Here is a 21,620-nt window from a genome sequence, read left to right on the forward strand (position 1 = left end):
CCTAACCAAGATTATCCGCCAGCACCTTTTTCCAGCTTTGAAGCTCTGCTATTCCTGGCTTCCGCTCCCCAAAAAACTGGGCTATCATGCTGCCGTCCGCACCGTAAAGCTCCAGAGAATTAACATCTCCGTCTGCAGTTGGCTTAACCACATGCCATACACTGTGAACGGCATCTTCGTTCAGTCTTGTCTCCCCTCCCGATCTTTCTGAAAACTTCAGCCAAGCTCCATTGATACTCACATTATCTAATTTTCCGGTATTAATCTGCACACATCCTTCATTTGAGGTAAACATCATAATAGGAATTTCTGTAACTGAACAATTCAGAATAGCACGACGGAAAGATTCCAAACTCACCTGCACTGCCCTTCTCGGTGGAGCCAGTCTCAAAGCCTGAGTGCGTGTCAATCCAAAACGTTTTAATAAGCCGTAAAATTCATGCGTATCAAGCATATTGTTCCATGCCTGATGAAAATCTCTTATATCAATTTCAGCATCCCTTTTTTCCTGCTTCTGCTCCTGTACGATCTTTTCCAGCAATGGAGCAGACTGGTCCTGGTGCTTAAATTCCTCTATCAATTCTGCATAAGCCTGCCTGTAGCTTCCTCCTGTAATATAAATCTGGTGCAGAGCCTTTCCGCAGCCGTCAAAAAACTGAAGACTTTCTTTTCCTCTATCTTCTACAGCTAAGACCGTCTTCCATCTGTCGGTAAAAATTCTAAGGTCAATATCTTCGCCTAAAAACAGTGTGGTATATTCATCTATTGTCAGGTTACGGTAAACCCCCACACGTTCTGTCTCGCAGTGCTCATTGCAGGTGACTGCATTCACCAATCCCAGTCCCTCAATACGCTGCAGTATGGCCTGCATTTCAGGGCGCAACAGAATGACATTTTCCCCCAGTCCAGTAAACATCAACTCTGCTTGGCTAACTCCTAAAATCTGAGCTGTACGCCACAAAGGGTTTCCCGGATATTGGTCGCGGTGCGAAATAAACCGTGCCTTGAGCGAACGTTTTGAATTGGAATCTGCCAGATTGGAGTTGAACACAGACGCATCGAGCTTGAAGCCGTTCGGCGTAATCTGCGTAAGTAAGGTTCTTGGATCGGTCTGTACCTGCGAATGGACTCCGAAAGCGGTAAAAATGTTACGGCTTGTCAGTACTTCTTCAGGAGCGCCGTCCCACCATTTTCTGCCTCCCTTCAGCATAATGACGCGGTCAGCGTATTGTGCCGCGAGGTTAATTTCATGCAACACACAAACCACCATAAAACCTTTCTTGGACAATGCATTGGCAATTGCCAGGGTCTGGTGCTGATAAAGCATATCCATACTGGAAACAGGCTCATCCAGCAATAGCAAACCCTCCTTATTGTCCCAAAGCTGGGACAGCACTCTTGCCAGATGAACCCTCTGCTGCTCCCCTCCGGAAAGCGTCAGCATGGAACGTTCTGCCAGATGGCTAATGCCACAGATCTCCATAGTTTCTTTCAGCGCAAGCTGGTCGGCAGCTTCTGTTGTGTCTTTTTCTTTCGCATAGCGCCCCATCAATACGATTTCCTGAACGGTAAATGCAAGGCTCACCGTATTGTGCTGGTAAAGTGTGGCCCGCTTGCCAGCAAGTTCTTTTGCTGAATATTCATTCAGGCTTTTAGCATCATAAACAATACGCCCTTCACAGGGCTGCTTTTCCCTGCACAGCATTTTCATCAGCGTGGATTTTCCGGCGCCATTGGCTCCCAATATAGCCACCATTTCCCCTTTACGGATACTGAAGGTGACATCTTTCAATAAATGCCTGTTATCGACCTTATAGCTGATTGATTCTACTCTTAACATAGACTTCCTTTAATAGTAATTATTGCAAGATTTTCTTTTTGTCCTTATATAATATGTACAGAAATACAGGAGCTCCCAAAAGTGCTGTAATTACTCCGATCGGAAGCTCAACAGGGGCTACCAGCGTTCTTGCCAGCATATCCGATACAGTGAGCACCAGTGCCCCTAAAAGCGCCGAGGCCGGCAGTACTAGACGATGGTCAGCTCCTCCTAAAAGCCTGATAATATGAGGCACAAGCAGTCCCACAAAACCAATGATTCCTGTTACCGATACACATGCTCCCACAGCCAGCGTCGAAAGAATCACTACTCTGTTTTTGATTTTCCCAGGGTTCATACCAATCTGTTCTGCCTGATGTTCACCAATTGCAAACAGATTCAGCCCCCTGCTGTAGAGTGGCAATAAGAACACAGGAATTAGAATAAATGGTGTAATGCCAATAATCATCTCCCAATTTGCTCCCCCCAGACTTCCAAGCATCCAGAAGGTAATGGTACGAAGCTGTTGTTCATCGGCTGTATAAGTCAACAGTCCTGTGAGTGCTCCCGCTAAGGCATTTATTGCAATACCTGCCAGCAGCATAGTGGCTATATTGGGTCTTCCATCTGTTTTCGAAAACTGATATACTAACATTGCAGCAAATCCAGCCCCGGCAAAGGCACCAAATGCAAGCAGGTAGAATCCTAAAAGTTCACTTAGAGAAACAAACAAAAAGGACTCCATGCCAATGATCAATACTGCAAAGAGAGATGCGCCCGCTGAAATTCCCATCAGTCCCGGCTCTGCCAGCGGATTGCGGAAGATCCCCTGTACGGCAGCACCTGATATTCCTAAAGCAGCACCGACTAAAAGTCCCAATATTATTCTGGGTAGTCGTACATGCAGCAGTACATTTTCTGCCAGATCATCGGCTGCTGTAAAATCAATGATCCCAATTTTTTTGGTCAGTATAGTAATTACATCTAAAAGTGGAATATGCATTGCACCCAAACCCAAAGAAGATAACACAACACTGAAAAGCCCCGTAGTTAAGCAGATATATAGTGTTTTTTTATTTGTCATTATTTTTATTTAACTTTTATAAATTCTTTATGCAGTGCCAATATCGCCTGATCCAGTCTTGTTGAGAAATTAATCATTAACGGACCATTCATAGCAGCTATTCTCTTATTTTTTCCGGCATTGGTATAAGCCACTCCTGGCATTCCAAGCAAACCATTACTGCCACCAAGACTTTCTATTCCAAAATCAAATAGAAATAAAACATCAGGATTAGCGCTTACGAGTGCTTCCGTACTGTAAGTTTTATATCTGTTAAATTCCTGTATGGCATTGCGTCCTCCAGCGAGAGCAATCATGGCATCCATGTTGCTTCCTTTTCCTGCTACAGTCATTGTTCCGGTTCCTCTGGCATATATAAAGAGTACTTTGGGTTTCTTTTTATTCAGTTTTACTGTCTGCAGTGCTTTATCAATACGTTTTGAGGTTTCCAAAGCCAGCTCATTTCCTTTATCTTTCTCTCCAAGCGCTATACCTATCTCGCGAATAAATTGCAAAGCCCCTTTTACGCTATATTCCTGTTTAACAGCAACAAACCTGATTCCTGCGCCTTTTAAAGACTGTATAACTCCATAAGGCACATCACCATAAGGAGCAATAATTAAATCTGGACGAAATGCCATTAGGCCTTCAGCAGATACCGAACGATTCTTGCTTACTTTTGGGAGTTTTTTTATGTTATCAGAATGTTCACTGGTAACATCCACAGCAACAATTTGTTTTTCAAAGCCCAGATCAGCAACCGTCTCAGTAATGGCACCACCTAATGTAATAATTCGTTTAGGCTGGCTGTAAGCAAGTGATGAACAAAAAAACAGTATACCTGCAAACAACTGATTTTTCCTGATTCTCATCTTCATATTTATTAATATTTAGCAGATCAATAGTCATCTCTATTCATCAATTTCAGCACAAAAGAACTATTTAATTAATCTAAATACAAACTATGCCATTTGTTAAAAAACGGATAAAACAAAATTAGAAATCACGAAATCCTTATAGCAACAAACACTTAAAAAACTAAACACCAATACATTAAATAAATAAATAATCAATAGTCATTAATTGAAACTTTATAGTTTTTGCTGAATAAAAAACGGATTGAACAAAAATTAAAACAGAATGAACAAAAGAAAAAACGGATAGAACAAGACTCCTACCGACTCTTATGCCTAATATTGCAAAACAATCCTTGTTTAGAATCAATAAAAATAACAAAGCTCTTAAAATTGAAAATTACTTTATACATCTATATGCTTTTACCATTGTTTATATTCCCTTACACTATTCAGGCGCAATCAAGTATTCGGGGGGCATTGAAAGGTGTTGTAACAGATAAAGAAGGACAGGCCGTCGCAGGAACTATTGTCCAATTAGAACCCGACCTGCACCAAGTCCAGACAGATGATAAAGGCAATTTTCTATTCAAAAATATCATAGCCGGAAATTATACGCTTAAAACCAGCCATCTCGCATATCACCCATTTCGCACGCAGGTAAAAATTGAAGCCACAAAACAGGTTTCGCTATCTGTACAATTGGAAAAAAATGAGACTTCACTTGAAACTGTTGTGGTGAAGAGCACCTATCACAACGCTGATAATTTTATAGACATGACCCGTACAGCAATGCCATCTACCGTAATTACTCGAAAAGAAATAGAGATGATGGGCAGCCGCAGACTTGATGAAGTGCTAAAAGAACAGACAGGCCTTGCTATTATTAATGATATCGGATCAGGAAACAGAGCCGTAGGCTTGCAGATGCAGGGCTTTGATAGCGGATACACAATGATTATGATTGACGGGCAGCCTATGGTAGGCCGTAACAACGGTAATTTTGACTTGTCTCGAATCACGGTATCAAATATTGAGCGTATAGAAATTATTAAAGGGGCCTCTTCCTGCTTATTTGGCAGCGAGGCTCTTGCTGGTGTAATCAACATTGTTACCCGAAAAATCATTACCCAGCCGCAAGCTATGGCAGCACTGCGCTATGGCAGTTTTAACATGGTAGATGCCACCCTTGAGGGCGAAACCCCATTTGCCGACAAAAAGGCTTCAGCCTATTTATCTGCCAATTATTACCATACCGATGGTTTTAACTCTAACCCTTATTTGGACCAAGGCAAAACAGCCCCACCTTTTTACAGCTACGCACTGCAGGGACGCGGCCGTTATCTGCTTACCGAAAACAGCACGCTAAACATTAACGGCAGGTTAATGACACGCCATTCTGAAAATAAATATGCCTACAATGGACTCTCTTCAAATCTAGATGAGTTAAATGAGTACGATTTTAACGGCTCTGTCTCGCTTAACAATGATTTTACGAATGGTACAAAACTTAAAACGCAGTACTATCTGACACGCTACAAAACAGATCAAAACATTACTGATTTGGCAAACGGAACGGTAATTCCCGGCAGCACTTTTGATCAATATCTGCACCGTGCCGAAATACAGGCAATCCATAAAATTGGCCAGCAGCTAAACTTAACCGGCGGTATGGGTGGCGCATACGAACTGTTAGAGAATACGTCCTATCGCGGCAGTAAGAGTATGGACAACTATTTTGTTTATGCACAGGCAGACTGGCAGACCAGCGAACGTTTTTCGGTAGTTGCCGGAGCGAGATTTGATTTCCATAACCAATACGGGAGTAAAATAAACCCTAGCATAGGTCTGCAATATCAGCCCTTAAGAAATCTTACCGCTAAATTCGCAGTAGGCACTGGCTTTAAAACTCCAAATTTCCAGCAATTGTACCTCGTATTCACAAATGTACAGAGTGGTTATACCGCTCTTGGAGCCGCAGAATTCTGGAGAGAAATTACCATCTTGAAAGATGCAGGTTTGATAACCAGTATTTTTCCGATAGCGAACCAAATCGGCAGCCTAAAACCAGAGCGTTCAGTGTCTTACAGCTGCAAAATCGATTACGCGCCTATAAAGAGCGTAAAGTTGGATGTCAACTTTTTTTACAACGATATGCGAAACTTTATAAACAACGAGCCTGTAGCCGTAAAAACCAACGGACAGCAGATATGGTCGTATCTTAATATTGCAAAGGCCTATACAACTGGCGCAGAGCTAAATATTAAATGGTCTGCCGCTAAAGCCATTACTATATCGGCAGGCTATCAATTGCTCTACGCTATCGATAGAGGCGTGCTTGATTCCATTAGAAACAATACTGGCTTGTACGGAATGGTCTACGACAAGGAAATAAACAGAACCAGACGATCTACCGTAAAAGATTATTTTGGAATGACAAACCGCTCCCGCCACATGGCCAATATAAAAATAAGCTACAACCATGAAAAGACAGGCATTTCTGGGGCTTTTAGAGTGAATTACCGCAGCAAATACGGTTTTATGGAAGACAACAGAGCCAACAATTTTTTAGACCCCTGGGATACCTATGTGAATAGCTTTTTCCTGCTAAACCTTTCGATACAAAAAACATTTTACAACAAACACTTACAGCTGCAGCTTACAGCCGATAACCTGATGGATTACCGCGACCAGCTGATGCCCGCCCAGCCTGGACGAACCATACTAGCCGGAATAAGCTGGCGATTTTACAAAAACTGAGAATAACTTAAAGCATAAACAATAGAAAGCAAAAAAGTATGAAAAGAACAATTGCAATGATCAGCTTGGTAATGGCATTACTAATTTCTTGTACCAAAGAAGAGGAAAAAGCCGACTTATTTGATGGTAAAAGCACTGTCATTGAAGACCTGCCTGGAGATATTGGAGCCTCTATGGCAGAAGGAGTGGATGGAAAAGAAAAACGTCCATTTCAAGACTGGTATTTTAACATGCGTACTAAAACCCAAGTAAAAGACACCGCAGCATATGCCAAAACCAATACCTGGGATATTGGGTTTACAGGGATATATAACTCTATGGTAGTCATAAATAGTGGCACTGACCCCAAAAGTCCTGGTTACGGAGGTCCCGGAAAAGGGCTGATTGTAGCCATAGAAAAGTCCTATAGCGAAGTTACCGAAGCGCCAAGCCTGCAAGAGATGCAAACCAAAAACCTATCGTTTGTCGGCTGGGACGGATACCCGCAAGCCTACAATACCGGATGGTACTTTTACGATCTTAAGACACACATTTCCGTACCTGTAAAAGGCAGAACATTTGTACTGCTTACCGCCGATGGAAAATTTGCCAAATTAGAAATCCTAAATATTTATAAAGGAAATCCCAACACCGTTACAGACCTGCACTGGCCTGCCCCTTACTTTACGTTTAGATATTACATACAGGAAGACGGCAGCAGAAACTTAAATACCAATTAAAAAGATATGAAACATACCCATCCAATTTTCTCGAAATGGAGTCTGCTATTGGCAACAGCACTCATTTTAATGGCTTCGTGCTCCAATAGTGAAGACACTCAAGAAAAACCATTGCCAGAATTGGCTCCAATAACAGTTACGCAAAGCGGCGAATATACCGTAAAAGAGCTGCCTGGCGACACCCTTAGCACTATGAAAGGCAAAGATATAAGTGATAGCGGAGGATTTAAGCCTTTGTTTTACAGTTTAGAAGATGGGCGCGTCATACCAGAAGAATATGCTGATACGGACAAATGGGACATCGCTTTTACCGGCATTTACAATAGTAGCATATGGGCGAATCACGGTGAAGTGATATTTGACAATGGCAATAAAGGTCCAGGTTATGGAAGCCCTGCCCGTGGCGGCATTTATTTAGTGATCGATGACGCTATAGATGCCAAGTATTATGATAAAACAAAGCGTCGTCCGAGTCAGGTGCCAATCAGTAAGAGTCTGTTTGATGAAGCCTACAATAATGTAAAAACAGTGCCTATAGCAGATAACCAGTTTCTTTCTAGAGAATACCTTACGCTGGATTATTTTCTGGGGAGCGGTTCTGGCTATTCCTTTTATGATTTTTACGGAAGCATGTTTCCAAGCGATCCTAAAAAAGCGCACATAGTGTACAACCTCCCAAGAACAATAATCATTAAAACAGCAAAAGGGAACTATGCAAAATTAATTATTTACAATACTTATAAAGGACAGCCCAATAGCCCGACTTTAGATGACAAAGCCCCTTATCTGACCTTCAAATACAAAATATTAAAAGACGGGACAAAAGATTTCACTAAAATATAAAAGAGCTGAATGCTACCATTAATCAATTAAATAAAAAAAATAATGAAACAATTCATGCAGAAATACTGGCTAATTGCACTTATAATTCCACTGCTTCTTATCAGCTGCAGCAATAGCGATGATGAAAATAAGGAAGAAGCTGAATCTTTTAAGGCAGAAGCACCATGGGTACCTGCTAGGGCAAAAAAAATAAAAGAGATGGATTTTGAATACGATGCCGTAATACCTTACACGGATGCCAGCGGCAAAAAAGTTTGGGATAAAGCAAATACTGAGAGAAGAAAAGGGAAAGGCTACGTGTTTTTGGACGAAAAATACAAAGTGGTTTATGTAGTAGATTGGCCGGGAGCAAGCACAAATGCTGCCGATGGAGCCAATACTCCTTTCTATTTTAATTTTGACACCCAAGATGTCGTTGCCGAAGCAGATGCGCTGGCAAGAACAAAAACATGGCATGTAAAGCATTTTGATATTTACAATGCTTTTATACTTACCGACGCAACCACTGAAAACGGACAGCCGGGCTTGGGAAAATTGCGCATAATACGCTCACCTTTTGACCAATTGGACGAAGCGCCTGCAGAGCCAATGATAAGGACTGCGGCAAGTGTAGAGTTTGAAGACAGAGAATCTGTAGACGGCTGGGGAAGGTACCGCTTAAGCGACCATATCCTGCATCCATATAAAGACCGCACCTTTATTTTCCAGCTGCGAGATGGCCGCTATGTAAAATACCAGCTGGCCAATCTGTACAGAAGCAACCCGGATAATGTAATAGACAAATATGAATATGAAGCACCGTTTTTCAATTTCAGGTATTTTATACAGCAGATGCCTAATGACCGAAATGTAAAAACAAGGTAAGAAGCAAAAAACTGCAATTTATTAAATAATTAAAAAGAAAAACCTTTGGAAAAAAGTATAACAAACAACAGTTATTGCGCAAAATAGAAATATTTCGGTTGCTTTATAAAACACATTCCATAGGTTGACAGGCTTCGTTTAAGCCGAAATGCCAAATAGAGGGGAACTAAATAAACAAGAGGCGTCCCCCTCATAATTGGCAACTGTAATGCCAGAGAGTCTGGCATACATAATAGTTTAATTTAATATTTTTTTTAAATGGAAAAATTAATTTCCTCGCCAAACACAAATTTTGGCAAACTTAACAAAAAAATAGCCAATTTTGGCTTTCTAGTTGCCATTGCAGCCACCTTGGTGTTTACATCTTGTGAATCTGAAGACAGTAATGCTTCTTCTGCAGGCTTAAAGCTAAATGGACAAACGGCTTTAGCGCCTAACCAGGGCCAGACGCTTTCACTTACCAATGTAGATGCCGGAACGGTACACCGCGACAACAATGATGTATATACGGTAAACAACTACTTTGTTTCACAAGGCATTTACAGCGGTTCAGGCAACCACATCCCAAACGGAACCTATTATTTTAGCTTCTACAATAATGACAACGTTAAGGGGGCAACTTCAACCACGCCACCATCTGCAGATTGGGATGTCTCTTTTTCGGGAACAGGAAATGCAGATATAAGAGTTGAAGGCAGTGTCAGCATCAAGTACGTGAACGAACCGTTCTCAACTGTTAAAAGCTATGCAGCAAGCTACGCTTGGGACACAAAAGGCGTAACCCCGCCTTCTGTGCCATTTGGGCATAACAGAAGCCTTTACCTGCCGCCGGCATCGGCACCGGCAGGTCACGTGCTAACCTCTGCAGATTATCTGGCAGCTGCCAGCGGACATACCATCAAAGGCTGGTGGAACTATTATTTCCCTAAACATATCGTAGAAGGTACAACAGATTTAACCATATTGATTCAAGATGCATTTGGAGATGTTTATGCACTACACATGATAAGCGTTTATCAAAATGGTGCGCCTTACGAGCCAGGGGATAATACAGCCAATCCTCCTGCTGATTACTCATGGCTGAAATTTGAGTACAAAAAACTGTAATTCAAAACTAATATTATTACCACCCCCGCCTCTTGGGCATTTTTCCCAGAAAGCATGCCGAAGACCGGGGTGGTCTAATAAAAATAAATAAAACCAATACCTATTGGCTAGACCATAATATAATACTCAACCATAATTTATTTTTTCTCAAAAACATTCTAAAACAAATGAAAACACTTAAAATTGTATCTCTTTTTACACTATTTGTTCTTGCATTGAGCGCCTGCAGCAATGACGACAAAGAAGCGGCGCCTGAACCGGAACCAGATTTTGTACAAATAGACGACTACACCAAAAAATACAAAAACGGCATGGTAGAGGTAACCTATGCTCCAGTGGATATTACAACAGAAAGACCCGCTTTACAATATGTGTACTACGATTTCGATAAAATGGCTTTTGTAAAACCTGCTGACCCAAAAACAGAAGCTTGGGATATTACATTCACTAGCCGCCGTACTACTACATTTGCACCATACGGAGTTATATGCGCCCATAATAGTACTATAACGGACACTCGTGCTCCTTGGACAACCGGTACGGATGCCTTTAATGTAACGGGCAGCTATATCCCTAAAAGCTTTGATGAAGTGGAAACCGTACCTGATGACTTAAAATATAGTTTTGATAAAGCAGCGGGCTATATTACCGGAGTAGGTGCATACGATGACCCTTCTTATATAGATACAAATATTAGTGGATTTTACGTCAACAGCACAGAAACGGGACTTGCATTGTACTATGTTCCTTATGCTAACAAATGTTATATTATTAAGCTTAATGACGGGAGGCTGGTTAAATTTGAGTTTACAAACATTTACAAAAACAAGCCGGCTGATAACAATAAAGATTCTGAAAAAGGATATTTAAGTTTCCGTTATTACGTAGCCAAACCGGGAAGCAAAGATGTTAAGACAAAATAAATGGATACGATACAGAAAATAGGCTTCAGGATACTTATAATTGCCATCTGCCTTACAGGCTGTGAAGAGGACAAACCATCATCTCCAGAGCTGCCTATTGTTTCGCCTGTTACAGGCACGCGCAAACAGTTTACCTTGGATTCTATTTTTTTGTATGCCCGCCAGATCTATCTTTGGAACGATGCATTGCCCAGCTATTCTGATTTTAATCCCAGGGAGAAATACGGCAGCATAAGTTCGGACATGGCTTCATTTAATGCTGAGCTGTTTGATATTTCACAGCTAAAAATTAATGCGGCTACAGCATTGCCGTTTGAAAACCCTATTAGCGCTGGTACGCCCAAATATTCTTATCTGGTATACGGCAAGGCAGCGGACAGGCAAACCGCTTCTGCTCAAGAAAGCAGTCTTCCTGATAATCCGGTATTAAAAACAGCGATTGTAAATGCGGGCACAGCTAAGGTAGGCTATATAGCTTTATCCTGGTTTCCCGAAATGGCTGCCGCACAAACCCATTTAGATAAAGCCTTTGCACAGTTGGCTATTACAAGCCCACAACATTTGGTAATTGACCTGCGCAGCAACGGGGGCGGCTATGTGCAGACCGCCGAATATGTGGCTAATTTGGTTGTGCCCTCATCGCTTAACGCAAAAAAAATGTATACAGAGCAGTTTAACCCCCTAATGCAGCAAGGCAAAGCCACAATTTTAAAACATCAGCCCTATTTAGATGATAAAGGAAAACCTGTTATCTACAACGGAAGAGCGGCCACTATGGCCGATGTCGATTATTCAGAAACGGGCAACACCTACACCTTTAGCAAAAAAGGTTCATTAGAAAGTATAAAAAACGTCTACTTCATTGTTTCGGGCAGTACAGCATCGGCGGCAGAGATGCTTATCAACTGTTTAAAACCTTATTTTAACGTAAAACTTGCCGGAACCAAAACCTACGGCAAGCCAGTAGGTTTTTTTGGTGTGGCTATAGACCAATACACCGTTTATATGAGCAGTTTTTTAATTAAAAATGCCGATGGGGAGGCCAACTATTTTGAGGGAATGCAGGCAGATATTCCCGCAATAGACAGTGGGCTGTACGAATTGGGCAACCCACAGGAAAGCTGTCTAAAAACGATATTGGGCTATATAGAAACAGGCAGTATACCTACAGCAAAAAAAACTGCAAAAACAAGCGGTTTGGCAGCACCGCAAAACCTGTCTCATTTTAATATGATGATAGAAAACAGAAGAAAATTAATTCGTTAATTTAGATGATGGTTGAAAACTGATAACTAGTGACTAAGAATAAAAAAATAAAAGAAATATGTTAAGCAATATAATCAAAGAGGCTACAAAGACCGGCCATCAGGAGACAGAGAAAAAAGTGGTTCTCCGAATTAAAAACATCAGCAGCGACGCCGATTACATAGAACTGCTAAAATGTTTCTATGTTTATTTTAATGAGGTGGAAAAAGCAATTGCCCCTTACATCAACGCAGTGCTGCCGGATTACAGCGAACGCCGCAACTCATCTTACATCAAAGCGGATATTGAAGTATTAGGCGGCAGCATAGACAAACTGCCTGCAGCCTCGACAGCTGAAATAAAAGATCCCATTCAGGCAATGGGCGCATTATACGTACTGGAAGGCTCTATTATGGGCGGCCCGTATATCGTACAGATGCTGCAGAAAAAAGGAATTGAAAAAGGGTTCTCTTTCTTCAGCGGCTACGGAAATGAATCCGGACTGAAATGGGCGTCTTTCACTGCAGCATTGAATATCCTTCCAAAGACAGAATCAGATGTTGTAAAGGCAGTAGATGCGGCACGAGAAACTTTCAGCAGGTTCGGCGATGTATTTGAAACAGCCTCTCTTATTAAGGCATAATAAACCTATATCCTTAAAAAACAATAAGGCGCTATAAAGCGCCTTTATCTAATTAATAACTCTTTTCAAACACCTCCGCACAATTGAAAAAGTCAAAACTTTTGGATATGCGCCTAAAGCGTAAAATCAGCCAGGATAGCATGGCATACCTTATAAACATTACCCAGGCTACCTACAGCCGCAAAGAGCGCGGGCAATCAGGCATCACGCCTGCCGAATGGGACAAAATTGCCGAAGTATTAGACGTGGAGAAATCTGAAATATACGAAAACAGTTGCAGCAGCATACAGTATGGCAATTTGAAAAGACGCAATACCTACATTCCGCCCGAACTGATTGAGGAAATTAAATCATTACGAAAAGAAAACTCTTCACTTAAACAAGAAATTCGCAGATTGAAAACCTAAAAAGCAATTGGAGCTGCCTCCAATTTTGACACAGAAAGCTAAGGCGGTTTTGTAAAAAAATAACCGTACTGGAAGTGATACCTGTTTTGCCACAAAAACTTACAGCAGTTTTTAGAGATATTTCACTCTTTTAGTAAAATGAGGTTAATGTTTTGTTTTTTGACAATCCATTTTCTATCTCCAACTGGACATTCAAACCAAATTCACAAAAGAATAATGAAAAACAAGCACTAAATGTAGGACGTCAATCTCTTCAAATCCTCCATAAAATGTAAAGAAACTTATGCTATAGAGGTAGCAAACTTAAAAAAACACTCGTTTTTGATGATATATTTAAATTGAAAAATACTAGAAATTCATTCTACGATTAATCAAATTATATCGAAAGTATATGGATCCTCATTGACTTTTTTTCAGTCTGCTTTTCTAATGTAATAGACTAAAGCAAAAAACATGCGCAAGCAATTAATTTTACCTGCATTAAATTTAAAAGAGCTGTCGATAAAACAGCTCTTTTTGGTCTTTCATAATTTAACAAGCTTACTAATTCATGTATATTAAAATTCAATGGATGAAAAACCGTACTATTGCAATAAGCATTTTTATTCCAATGCTCTTAAGGTTTAGATTTCATAATCACCTGAACAGATTTCGTATGATTAAAAAACTTTTCTGCAAAACTTCTAATATCTTGTGTTGTAATTTCTTCTAAAGTTGTTTTATAAGCATTATCATCTTTGAAATTTTCATTAAAAAGTTTCATGTTTTGAAGGCTGCTAATCCAGAAATTATTAGACAATACTTTTTCAGAGCGGGTTTTTAAAAGACTGCTTTTAATTGACTGAATGGTTGGCGGATCGGCCAGCTCTTTCTGGATCAGTTCAATTTGTTTGTAAATAACCGGGGTAAGTTTTTCTTCTTTCTCCGGGTCGCACTCAAAACTTACTGTCATTATATAATTATTCTCAGGAAGTCTGTTCACTGAACTAAAAACATCTACACCGTAACTGCCTCCTTGTTCTTCACGAATTAATTCAAGGTATTTTTTTGATAACAATTCAGAAAGGATATAAGCACTAAGACCGTCTTTTAATGTGTAAGACGATTTATAAGAATACCTTAGATATACAGTAGCTTTTGGAACATCCATATCGCGAATTAAAAACTGCTTTGAAATACCGGCTGCCGGCTCAATATGATGATCAATATAATTTTCTTCTTTATTGGGTACAGATGAAATGCTTCCTATATATTTCTTTATTAGTTCAAGTGCATCCTGAGGAAGGTTTCCAACAAAAATAAAAGTAAAATCTGCTGCATTTTGAAATCTCTCTTTATAGCAGATTGCTGCTTTTTCAAACTCAATTCGATTTATAAAATCTTGATTAAACAACGGAACTCGCTTATTACGATTACTATTTAACTGCGAAACAGTATCCTGAAAAACCTTAATATTATTATTGATTGAATTGTCAACAGTATTTTTATACTGTGAAATTATTCTGGAATAGGATTCTTTATCCCGCCTGGGATGCTCAAAATACAGATATAGCAGCTGCAGCATCGTTTCCATATCCTTTTGATTAGTGGAACCCTGAAATCCCTCTGATATCTCATTAATATAGGGTTGAATACGAACAATTCTACCATTTAATTTATCTGATAAATCAGAACTTCTAAAAGATCCCAACCCTGACTTTTCAACTAAATTTACAGCCACTTGCGATGAAGGAATATCTTCGGTTTTAATTAAAGAACTCCCTCCTTTACTAAAAGCACTAAATAAAATTTCATCTTTAGCCAGTCCAGTAGGATATAATATTATTTTGGCTCCGTTGCTCAATGTATATTCTTTCGCTCCTGAAATTCCATTAACAGCAAATTCTTTTGATACTGACACAGCTTTCAGCTTGTCTTCAACCAAAGGTCTCTCTATATCAGTTTCTTTATATTTTTCAAGGTTCATTTTCTGTACATCAGACATAATCTTTGTAAAATCACCTTCCATAGGATAACTAATATCTGTTCTATCAGGACCTGTAACCATTAAAAATTGGTTTTCAGAATGGTAAAGTTCTTTTACAGCAAGGTTTACATCAGCAAGCCTAATCACTTCTAATGCCGCTTTGACCTCATCATATTGCTTTTGAAGGCTCATGAATGGCTCTGCTGAAAAAAAATACTCGGCAAGCTGGCCGGCAAAAGAATCACTTTTTATTTTATCCTTATTGCGAAGCAAATTTTCAAACGAACTTAAAGTGTTTTTTTTACTGCGGTCTAATTCTTTTTGGGTATATCCGAAACGTACGGCTCTTTCTGTTTCAGTCATCAGTTCTTCAAAACCTTTTTTTGTTTTGCCATTTTTGGGAATCATAACTAAACTAAAAGAATTTGTTGACCTGGTTATTTCAGTTGTCCCCGCTCCCAATGAGATACTGGCAGTTTCTCCACTTTGAATAAATTGCTGAAAGCGTCTGTTGAGCATATTTACGCAAAGGCTATTGATTAAGTCCTTCTTAAAGGATTGGATATTTTTTTCTTTATCTGGATTCTTCTTGTAATAAAGGGTGATTTTAGTCTGTTTTGCTTCTTTATCTTTTGCCAAAACATATTGCATTTCTTTATTGTCAGGAATTTGCACATAATAACGCTTGGCAGGATTTTGAGGCATCTCTATATCCGAAAAAAGTTTTATGATTTTTTGTTCCACTTCTTTGACATCAACGTCTCCTACAACAATGACAGCCTGGAGATCCGGACGATACCATTTTTCATAATAATCCTTCAGATCCTGGTATTTAAAATTGTCAATAATATTCATATCCCCTATTACATCTCTATCGGAATATTTTGAACCTTTAAAAAGCACTTTATTAGTCTGGGTGCGCAATCTAAAATCAGCAGTATTGCGAGCTCGCCATTCTTCCCTGATAACACCGCGCTCTGCATCAATTTCTGCATCTTTTAAAGAAAGAAATCCCGACCAATCGTGCAGAACCAAAAGACAAGAATCTATCAATTGTTTTTTCGCAGGCACATTGCTTAAATTATAAACCGTTTGATCCTGAGACGTGTAAGCATTAATATCAGAACCAAATCGCACTCCATTTTTCTCTAACATATCAATAATGCCTTTGCCTTCAAAATTCTGAGTACCATTAAAAGCCATGTGTTCTAGAAAATGTGCCAGTCCATTTTGATTATCCTCTTCAAGAATCGCTCCAACGTTTTGAGCAAAATAAAAGCTCACCCTGTCCTTCGGCCATTCATTATGAAGCACATAATACTTCATTCCATTTCTTAAATTTCCGGAAACAACTTCTTCACTTAATGGGATAGTAGTTGAAAATTGTGCATTACTCTTAGCTCCAAAACACAAAAGTGTAAAGAGTAAAAATTTAGATTGAACCAATTTCATATGCTGTTTAGTTTGCTATTTTATTTCTATTTTTTTGATCCTTATTTAAAATTCTGAATTCCTTCTTTGAGCCATCGGGCATACGATTGAATATCTGGATTGTAAGCCGTCGGTTCATTAAGGGATTCGCCATTGTGATCCATTAAAACATAGTAAGGCTGTGCATTGGTTTTATAGTTAAGAATTTGCAGTTCACTCCATTTTTGTCCTGCATATGCAATCTTTTTACCATTAATTTTGGAAATGAACTGTTCATTTTCCGGGAGCATCCTCTTATCATCGACATATAATGAGATTAAGACAATATCATTTCTTAAATGTGATAGAACATCATTGGCTGGCCAGACCCGTTCTTCCATTTTCCTGCAGTTCACACATGCATATCCTGTAAAATCAAGCATGACAGGCTTGTGTACTTTTTTAGCATATGCCAGTCCTTGTTCGTAATCAAGAAAAACCGGAATTCCCTGCGGACCTTGTTCTGCACCTTCAGGCAGGCTTACGGGTGCGGACCCAATTTGTTTTGATGTTCCAATTCCATTAGGCGATTCACTGTAATGCTGAGGAGGAGGGAATCCGCTGATCCATTGAAGCGGAGCCCCCCATAATCCCGGTATTAGATAAATGGTAAAAGCCATCACAAATATTCCTAAACTCAGCCTTCCAACAGAAAGATATTGTAAAGGCGAATCATGGCTCAACTGAATCTTTCCAAACAAATAAAAACTCAGCGCTGCAAAAATGGCAATCCAAATCGCTAAAAAGGTTTCTCTTTCCAGCAGATGCAGCTGTAACACCAAATCAGCATTGGATAAGAATTTGAAAGCCAGAGCAAGCTCTAAAAATCCTAAAAATACTTTAACCGAATTCAGCCAGCCGCCTGATTTTGGAAGTGAATTCATCCATCCTGGAAAAGCTGCGAAAATCGTAAAAGGGAGAGAAATGGCCAATGAAAAACCAAACATTCCAATTACTGGTGCGAGACCTCCCTGACTTGCTGCCTGAACTAATAAGGTTCCGACAATCGGGCCTGTGCAAGAAAATGACACAACCGCCAGTGCAAGTGCCATAAATACGATTCCGATCAGACCGCTTCGCTGTGATTTTTCGTCAATTTTGGTAAGCCATGAACTTGGCAGCACGATCTCGAAAGCACCTAAAAAGGAAAGAGCAAAAAAGACCAGTAAGGCAAAAAACATCAAATTGAAAGTCACATTAGTTGCCAGTGCATTTAAAGCATCTGCTCCAAACACTGCAGTAACTAAAGTTCCAAGAGCCAGATAAATAAAAATAATAAAACATCCATATAATAAGGCATCTTTAATTCCGTCAGCCTTAGTTTTGCTTTGCTTGGTAAAAAAGCTGACTGTCATAGGTATCATCGGGAAAACACATGGGGTAAGCAGGGCCGCAAAACCTCCCAGAAAACTTAGTATAAAAATCGTCAACAGACTGCTAGATTCCGTTTCCTCCTTTTGGTGTTTAGATGGTTTATATTTAACTGAAACCAATTTACTTTCCGATACTGTATCGGCAGACAACCTAGAGACCGGCTCCTCCTGCGCAGCTGTATTAGAAGATGAATCAGAAACTAATTTGTTCTTCGCTTTTGCATCTGCAGAAAATTCAGAAGCCGAACCTGGTTTATAAGTCAGTGCTGCTGTATAGTTTTTGGTTTCAGGAGGAAGACACTGCGTATTGTTGCATGCCATATATTCTACTGAGAAATCAATAGATTTTTTAGAAGGGTCTGTCAATTTGAACTGCTGCTTAAAAACTGCCTTGTCCTCAAAAAATTTAATACGCATTTGGAAAACAGGATCATCCACTATATGTCCTTCCGGCTCCTTAACATTACCTATAAGCTCAATGCCTTTGTTGCTTTTAAAGCTAAATGTTGTAGGCACAGGACCATCCTGCTCGACTTTCTGGGAATAAAGATGCCATCCTTTTTCAATACTAGCGGTCATGGTGAGCTCATAAATGCCGTTTTTAACAGCATGAACCTCATTTTTAAAATTTACGGGATTATAAATCTGTGCTTCTGCAAAAGAACAGGTCAGCAACAATATAGCAAGAAAATAATTTTTCATTTGAATTTAAATTTTTAGGCATGACAGTTCCTATCAGCCTAATCTTTTTTGTCGATTAAGCCGATAACTGAATTCTGCCATTATAATTTCTTTAGTACTAAATATTAAGCCCGTTGAGCAAATCCCTTAATTTTGCTTCTGAAGGCCTTGGTGCATTCGAAGAGATTATCTTTCCCTGAGGATCTATTAAAATGAAGCGCGGGATGCCTTTAATAAAATAATCCTGAATAAACTTAGAATCCCAGGCATTATCAGCTATAACCTGAATGCCTCCCATTTTTTTATCGTTTATCATTTTTTTCCATTTCTCTATATCGGCGCGCTTGTCTATGGAAATACTTAAAAATTGAATATTCTTTCCTTTGTATTCTTCTTCAATTTTACCAAGATGTGGAATTTCTACTTTACAAGGACCGCACCATGTCGCCCAGACATCTATATAAATATACTTCCCTTTTAAGTCATCTAAAGACACCTTATCTCCACTGTAACTATCGTAACCAACAAACTTTGGAGACATATTTCCTTTAGAAATAGGAAGCAGTTTTTCATAAATCTGGCTTATAACTTTATTGTTCGCCTGATCTGTTGACGAATTGATGTATATTTTGTAGTATTCCTGAACATCGCTGGTATATGCAATTGCATTTTTAGCATGCTCGTAAAGAAGTATGTTTTTTATGTCCTGATTTTTTGCTCTTGAAACTGCTGTGATATAAGAAAGATAATAATTATCGTGTTTGTCTCTTTCTGCAAGTTCTTTACCTAATCTTCTGTAATGACCTAATACAATATTTTTATAAGAGTTTGAGAAATAAAAATCGTCTGAATTATCATAATCAAATGTTTTTAACTCAGGCAGAAAATCTGCCGAAACTTTAAAATCAGGATTTGCCGTGTAATGAGCAGGATCACTTTCATACTTGATCATCTCATTAATGTATTCATAATTAATATTCCTTTTTTCTTTATTTTTAAAATTCTCAGAAATACCTACCTGACTAAGAAGCAGGGAATCTTTCGATGTTTTTGCTTTAGTCATCATACGCTTAAAATCTGTTTCACTAAGTCCGTAACGAATCTTTAAGTCTTCTGCAATTCCCCAATTCTTACTTGATTTTTTCTGAATGTAAGAATTGACCGCTCCTCCCTTACCTGAAAATTTTAAGCTCTTTTTTAAATCTTTAGCATCAAATGAAACATTTAAATTGGATCCGGACTCCAGAAACATTTTGGAAGAAGCATCTTCATACTTCAAAGTGTAGAAACCATCTTTCAATTTTAATGTTTCTGCAAATTTCCCCTGAGGAGAAACTTTTATTTCTGAAACAATCTGGTTCTGAAAATCGTATATCTTGATTTGATCATCAATTTTATTACTAATCACACCCGAAAAAACAATAACATCATTTTTCTTTTGGGCCGTAGCGTAAACACAACTTATAATTAAGCTGAAAACTAGTAATGTTTTTATTTTATGTCGAATTTGCATCTATGTTAAATTATTATGTTAAACCCTATTACTCGCGTTCGTTTTTTCCGATTTCCGGATTTGCCAAAATATACTTTGGAGCAACCGGCACCGCCCAATTTTTACTATTGGCCTTAAGTTCTGCCATTTGACTGCTAAGGTTATGAGTCAAGTTTATATTAGCATTGTGAAATTGATTTAACCTTTTAATGTCGAAAAATCTTAAGCTCTGACCTACTAATTCTAATCGTCTTTGAGCTAACACCATATTGATCACTTCAGTCTGACTGGTGCTTGCTAAAGCTCTATAATCGGCCGCAGGGACACGATTTTGTCGTAAATAGTTAATATCGGTTAAAGCGGCATCCAAACGATTTAATCTGGCATTACATTCTGCTCTTGTCAATAAAGCTTCCGGCACAGAAAATCCACAAAATCTAAAGGATGTAAAAAACGAGGTTGCATATACAAAATCGCTTCCAGCTATACCAAATAAAGTTATAGGGGCAAATTGTCTTTTTCTTTGGTCTCTGGTTTCGTATAAATTATATAGTTCCTGCGTAACAGGTAATAATCTAAAAGGTCTTGAAGATTTTTTCAGCCATATTATTTCCGGGTTATTCTGAGGCAGCGGCATATTAATTATACCGGAAGAATTATTTGCAACCGTATTATAATTAAGCAACTTATTATTTAGAGCCAAAGTAAGATCGGCATATTTTAATGCTGTTTCATAGTCCCCTAAATATAAATATACCCTTGATAAAAATGCATAAGCGGTTACTTTCGCCGGCCTGTGCCTAAGAGTAGTATTTGCTTGTAAATCTGGCAGATACTGAATGGAAGAGGTTACATTTTCTATAACATGATCATAAAGCTGCTGCACTGTTGCACGTGGTAATTTTACATTTTCCAATGCCGTAGTGGTTCTAAATGGAACTGCCTGTACACTAGAGGCTGTAGCCGGATTATAATGAACTGCATACAGATTTGCTAAAGCAAAGTAAGCATACGCATTGTGAATTTTTGCTTCTGCCTGCAGCTGTAACTTGTCATTCATATCACCTTCCGCATTCATAATTTCTTCGGAAACGACATTAGTTACATAGATTTGGCCGTATAGATTTTGCCAATCAGGATCTTCCTGGTCTGCGTTGAAAAAATCATCCTTCCAAAGGAACATATTCTGTTCATTTTCAGCAACTGTGGCGCTTACATTTGGATTATTATATTGGTATTCATCCCCCATTAAATCTACATTTGAATAGGTAGTTACCAAAGCTGGTGATTTAGAGGTTGCAGTGATTGCAGACTGATCAAGCAGCAATCTGTAATCTGCAACTTTTTGAGGAATAATAATCCCTTTAGGTTTTATGTCCAACCATTCTTCT

16 protein-coding genes are annotated in these 21,620 nt (G+C 39.1%); 9 read left to right on the forward strand and 7 right to left on the reverse strand.

What is annotated here, in order from left to right:
* Position 1 precedes the first annotated feature (1 nt).
* From ACFFLS_RS14340 to ACFFLS_RS14350, 3 genes are read right to left on the reverse strand one after another with little or no spacing between them, the layout of a single operon-like run.
* Positions 2-1,840, reverse strand: coding sequence for a heme ABC transporter ATP-binding protein (locus tag ACFFLS_RS14340; protein ID WP_379682271.1), 1,839 nt, complete (start codon positions 1,838-1,840; stop codon positions 2-4).
* Between the two features lie 19 nt (positions 1,841-1,859).
* Positions 1,860-2,903, reverse strand: coding sequence for a FecCD family ABC transporter permease (locus tag ACFFLS_RS14345; RefSeq protein WP_379682272.1), 1,044 nt, complete (start codon positions 2,901-2,903; stop codon positions 1,860-1,862).
* A gap of 5 nt (positions 2,904-2,908) precedes the next feature.
* Positions 2,909-3,760, reverse strand: a complete 852-nt coding sequence (locus tag ACFFLS_RS14350; protein WP_379682273.1) for a heme/hemin ABC transporter substrate-binding protein — start codon at positions 3,758-3,760, stop codon at positions 2,909-2,911.
* A gap of 393 nt (positions 3,761-4,153) precedes the next feature.
* Between ACFFLS_RS14350 and ACFFLS_RS14355 the strand changes: the two genes are divergently transcribed.
* The 9 genes from ACFFLS_RS14355 to ACFFLS_RS14395 all read left to right on the forward strand — a co-directional run bounded on the left by ACFFLS_RS14355 (position 4,154) and on the right by ACFFLS_RS14395 (position 13,247).
* Positions 4,154-6,496, forward strand: a complete 2,343-nt coding sequence (locus ACFFLS_RS14355; RefSeq protein ID WP_379689468.1) for a TonB-dependent receptor — start codon at positions 4,154-4,156, stop codon at positions 6,494-6,496.
* Positions 6,497-6,534: 38 nt separating this feature from the next.
* The gene (locus ACFFLS_RS14360) at positions 6,535-7,215 is read left to right on the forward strand and encodes an HmuY family protein (protein ID WP_379682275.1); all 681 of its coding nucleotides are present in this window, start codon (positions 6,535-6,537) and stop codon (positions 7,213-7,215) included.
* Positions 7,216-7,221: 6 nt separating this feature from the next.
* The gene (locus ACFFLS_RS14365) at positions 7,222-8,058 is read left to right on the forward strand and encodes an HmuY family protein (RefSeq protein ID WP_379682276.1); all 837 of its coding nucleotides are present in this window, start codon (positions 7,222-7,224) and stop codon (positions 8,056-8,058) included.
* A 42-nt stretch (positions 8,059-8,100) separates the two neighbouring features.
* Positions 8,101-8,922 (forward strand): hypothetical protein, encoded by an 822-nt coding sequence (locus ACFFLS_RS14370; protein ID WP_379682277.1) that lies wholly within the window; start codon positions 8,101-8,103, stop codon positions 8,920-8,922.
* 258 nt (positions 8,923-9,180) lie between these two features.
* Positions 9,181-10,029, forward strand: coding sequence for a hypothetical protein (locus ACFFLS_RS14375; protein ID WP_379682278.1), 849 nt, complete (start codon positions 9,181-9,183; stop codon positions 10,027-10,029).
* A 167-nt stretch (positions 10,030-10,196) separates the two neighbouring features.
* Positions 10,197-10,952, forward strand: a complete 756-nt coding sequence (locus ACFFLS_RS14380; RefSeq protein ID WP_379682279.1) for an HmuY family protein — start codon at positions 10,197-10,199, stop codon at positions 10,950-10,952.
* Complete coding sequence (locus ACFFLS_RS14385; RefSeq protein ID WP_379682280.1) at positions 10,953-12,218, forward strand: S41 family peptidase; 1,266 nt, start codon at positions 10,953-10,955, stop codon at positions 12,216-12,218.
* Positions 12,219-12,276: 58 nt separating this feature from the next.
* Positions 12,277-12,840, forward strand: a complete 564-nt coding sequence (locus tag ACFFLS_RS14390) for a biliverdin-producing heme oxygenase (RefSeq protein ID WP_379682281.1) — start codon at positions 12,277-12,279, stop codon at positions 12,838-12,840.
* A gap of 107 nt (positions 12,841-12,947) precedes the next feature.
* Positions 12,948-13,247: a helix-turn-helix domain-containing protein gene (locus ACFFLS_RS14395; RefSeq protein ID WP_379682282.1), complete on the forward strand. Its 300-nt coding sequence runs from the start codon at positions 12,948-12,950 to the stop codon at positions 13,245-13,247.
* A 616-nt stretch (positions 13,248-13,863) separates the two neighbouring features.
* Here ACFFLS_RS14395 and ACFFLS_RS14400 read toward each other — a convergent pair.
* The 4 genes from ACFFLS_RS14400 to ACFFLS_RS14415 all read right to left on the reverse strand — a co-directional run bounded on the left by ACFFLS_RS14400 (position 13,864) and on the right by ACFFLS_RS14415 (position 21,610).
* Positions 13,864-16,665, reverse strand: coding sequence for a M16 family metallopeptidase (locus tag ACFFLS_RS14400; protein ID WP_379682283.1), 2,802 nt, complete (start codon positions 16,663-16,665; stop codon positions 13,864-13,866).
* A 41-nt stretch (positions 16,666-16,706) separates the two neighbouring features.
* Positions 16,707-18,758 carry a protein-disulfide reductase DsbD family protein gene (locus ACFFLS_RS14405; RefSeq protein ID WP_379682284.1) on the reverse strand — a complete coding sequence of 684 codons (2,052 nt, stop codon included), beginning with the start codon at positions 18,756-18,758 and terminating at the stop codon, positions 16,707-16,709.
* 97 nt (positions 18,759-18,855) lie between these two features.
* Positions 18,856-20,250, reverse strand: a complete 1,395-nt coding sequence (locus tag ACFFLS_RS14410) for a TlpA family protein disulfide reductase (RefSeq protein WP_379682285.1) — start codon at positions 20,248-20,250, stop codon at positions 18,856-18,858.
* Between the two features lie 28 nt (positions 20,251-20,278).
* Complete coding sequence (locus ACFFLS_RS14415; protein ID WP_379682286.1) at positions 20,279-21,610, reverse strand: RagB/SusD family nutrient uptake outer membrane protein; 1,332 nt, start codon at positions 21,608-21,610, stop codon at positions 20,279-20,281.
* Between the last annotated feature and the right edge of the window lie 10 nt (positions 21,611-21,620).

The sequence above is a fragment of the Flavobacterium procerum genome, from assembly GCF_042431625.1.
Taxonomy (GTDB): Bacteria; Bacteroidota; Bacteroidia; order Flavobacteriales; family Flavobacteriaceae; genus Flavobacterium; species Flavobacterium procerum.

Coding starts and splice junctions, on each gene's coding strand:
- ACFFLS_RS14410 (WP_379682285.1), bottom strand. CDS start 20,250: ATGCAAATTCGACATAAAATAAAAACATTACTAGTTTTCAGCTTAATT.
- ACFFLS_RS14385 (WP_379682280.1), top strand. CDS start 10,953: ATGGATACGATACAGAAAATAGGCTTCAGGATACTTATAATTGCCATC.
- ACFFLS_RS14375 (WP_379682278.1), top strand. CDS start 9,181: ATGGAAAAATTAATTTCCTCGCCAAACACAAATTTTGGCAAACTTAAC.
- ACFFLS_RS14395 (WP_379682282.1), top strand. CDS start 12,948: ATGCGCCTAAAGCGTAAAATCAGCCAGGATAGCATGGCATACCTTATA.
- ACFFLS_RS14340 (WP_379682271.1), bottom strand. CDS start 1,840: ATGTTAAGAGTAGAATCAATCAGCTATAAGGTCGATAACAGGCATTTA.
- ACFFLS_RS14390 (WP_379682281.1), top strand. CDS start 12,277: ATGTTAAGCAATATAATCAAAGAGGCTACAAAGACCGGCCATCAGGAG.
- ACFFLS_RS14370 (WP_379682277.1), top strand. CDS start 8,101: ATGAAACAATTCATGCAGAAATACTGGCTAATTGCACTTATAATTCCA.
- ACFFLS_RS14345 (WP_379682272.1), bottom strand. CDS start 2,903: ATGACAAATAAAAAAACACTATATATCTGCTTAACTACGGGGCTTTTC.
- ACFFLS_RS14365 (WP_379682276.1), top strand. CDS start 7,222: ATGAAACATACCCATCCAATTTTCTCGAAATGGAGTCTGCTATTGGCA.
- ACFFLS_RS14350 (WP_379682273.1), bottom strand. CDS start 3,760: ATGAAGATGAGAATCAGGAAAAATCAGTTGTTTGCAGGTATACTGTTT.
- ACFFLS_RS14380 (WP_379682279.1), top strand. CDS start 10,197: ATGAAAACACTTAAAATTGTATCTCTTTTTACACTATTTGTTCTTGCA.
- ACFFLS_RS14355 (WP_379689468.1), top strand. CDS start 4,154: ATGCTTTTACCATTGTTTATATTCCCTTACACTATTCAGGCGCAATCA.
- ACFFLS_RS14360 (WP_379682275.1), top strand. CDS start 6,535: ATGAAAAGAACAATTGCAATGATCAGCTTGGTAATGGCATTACTAATT.
- ACFFLS_RS14400 (WP_379682283.1), bottom strand. CDS start 16,665: ATGAAATTGGTTCAATCTAAATTTTTACTCTTTACACTTTTGTGTTTT.
- ACFFLS_RS14405 (WP_379682284.1), bottom strand. CDS start 18,758: ATGAAAAATTATTTTCTTGCTATATTGTTGCTGACCTGTTCTTTTGCA.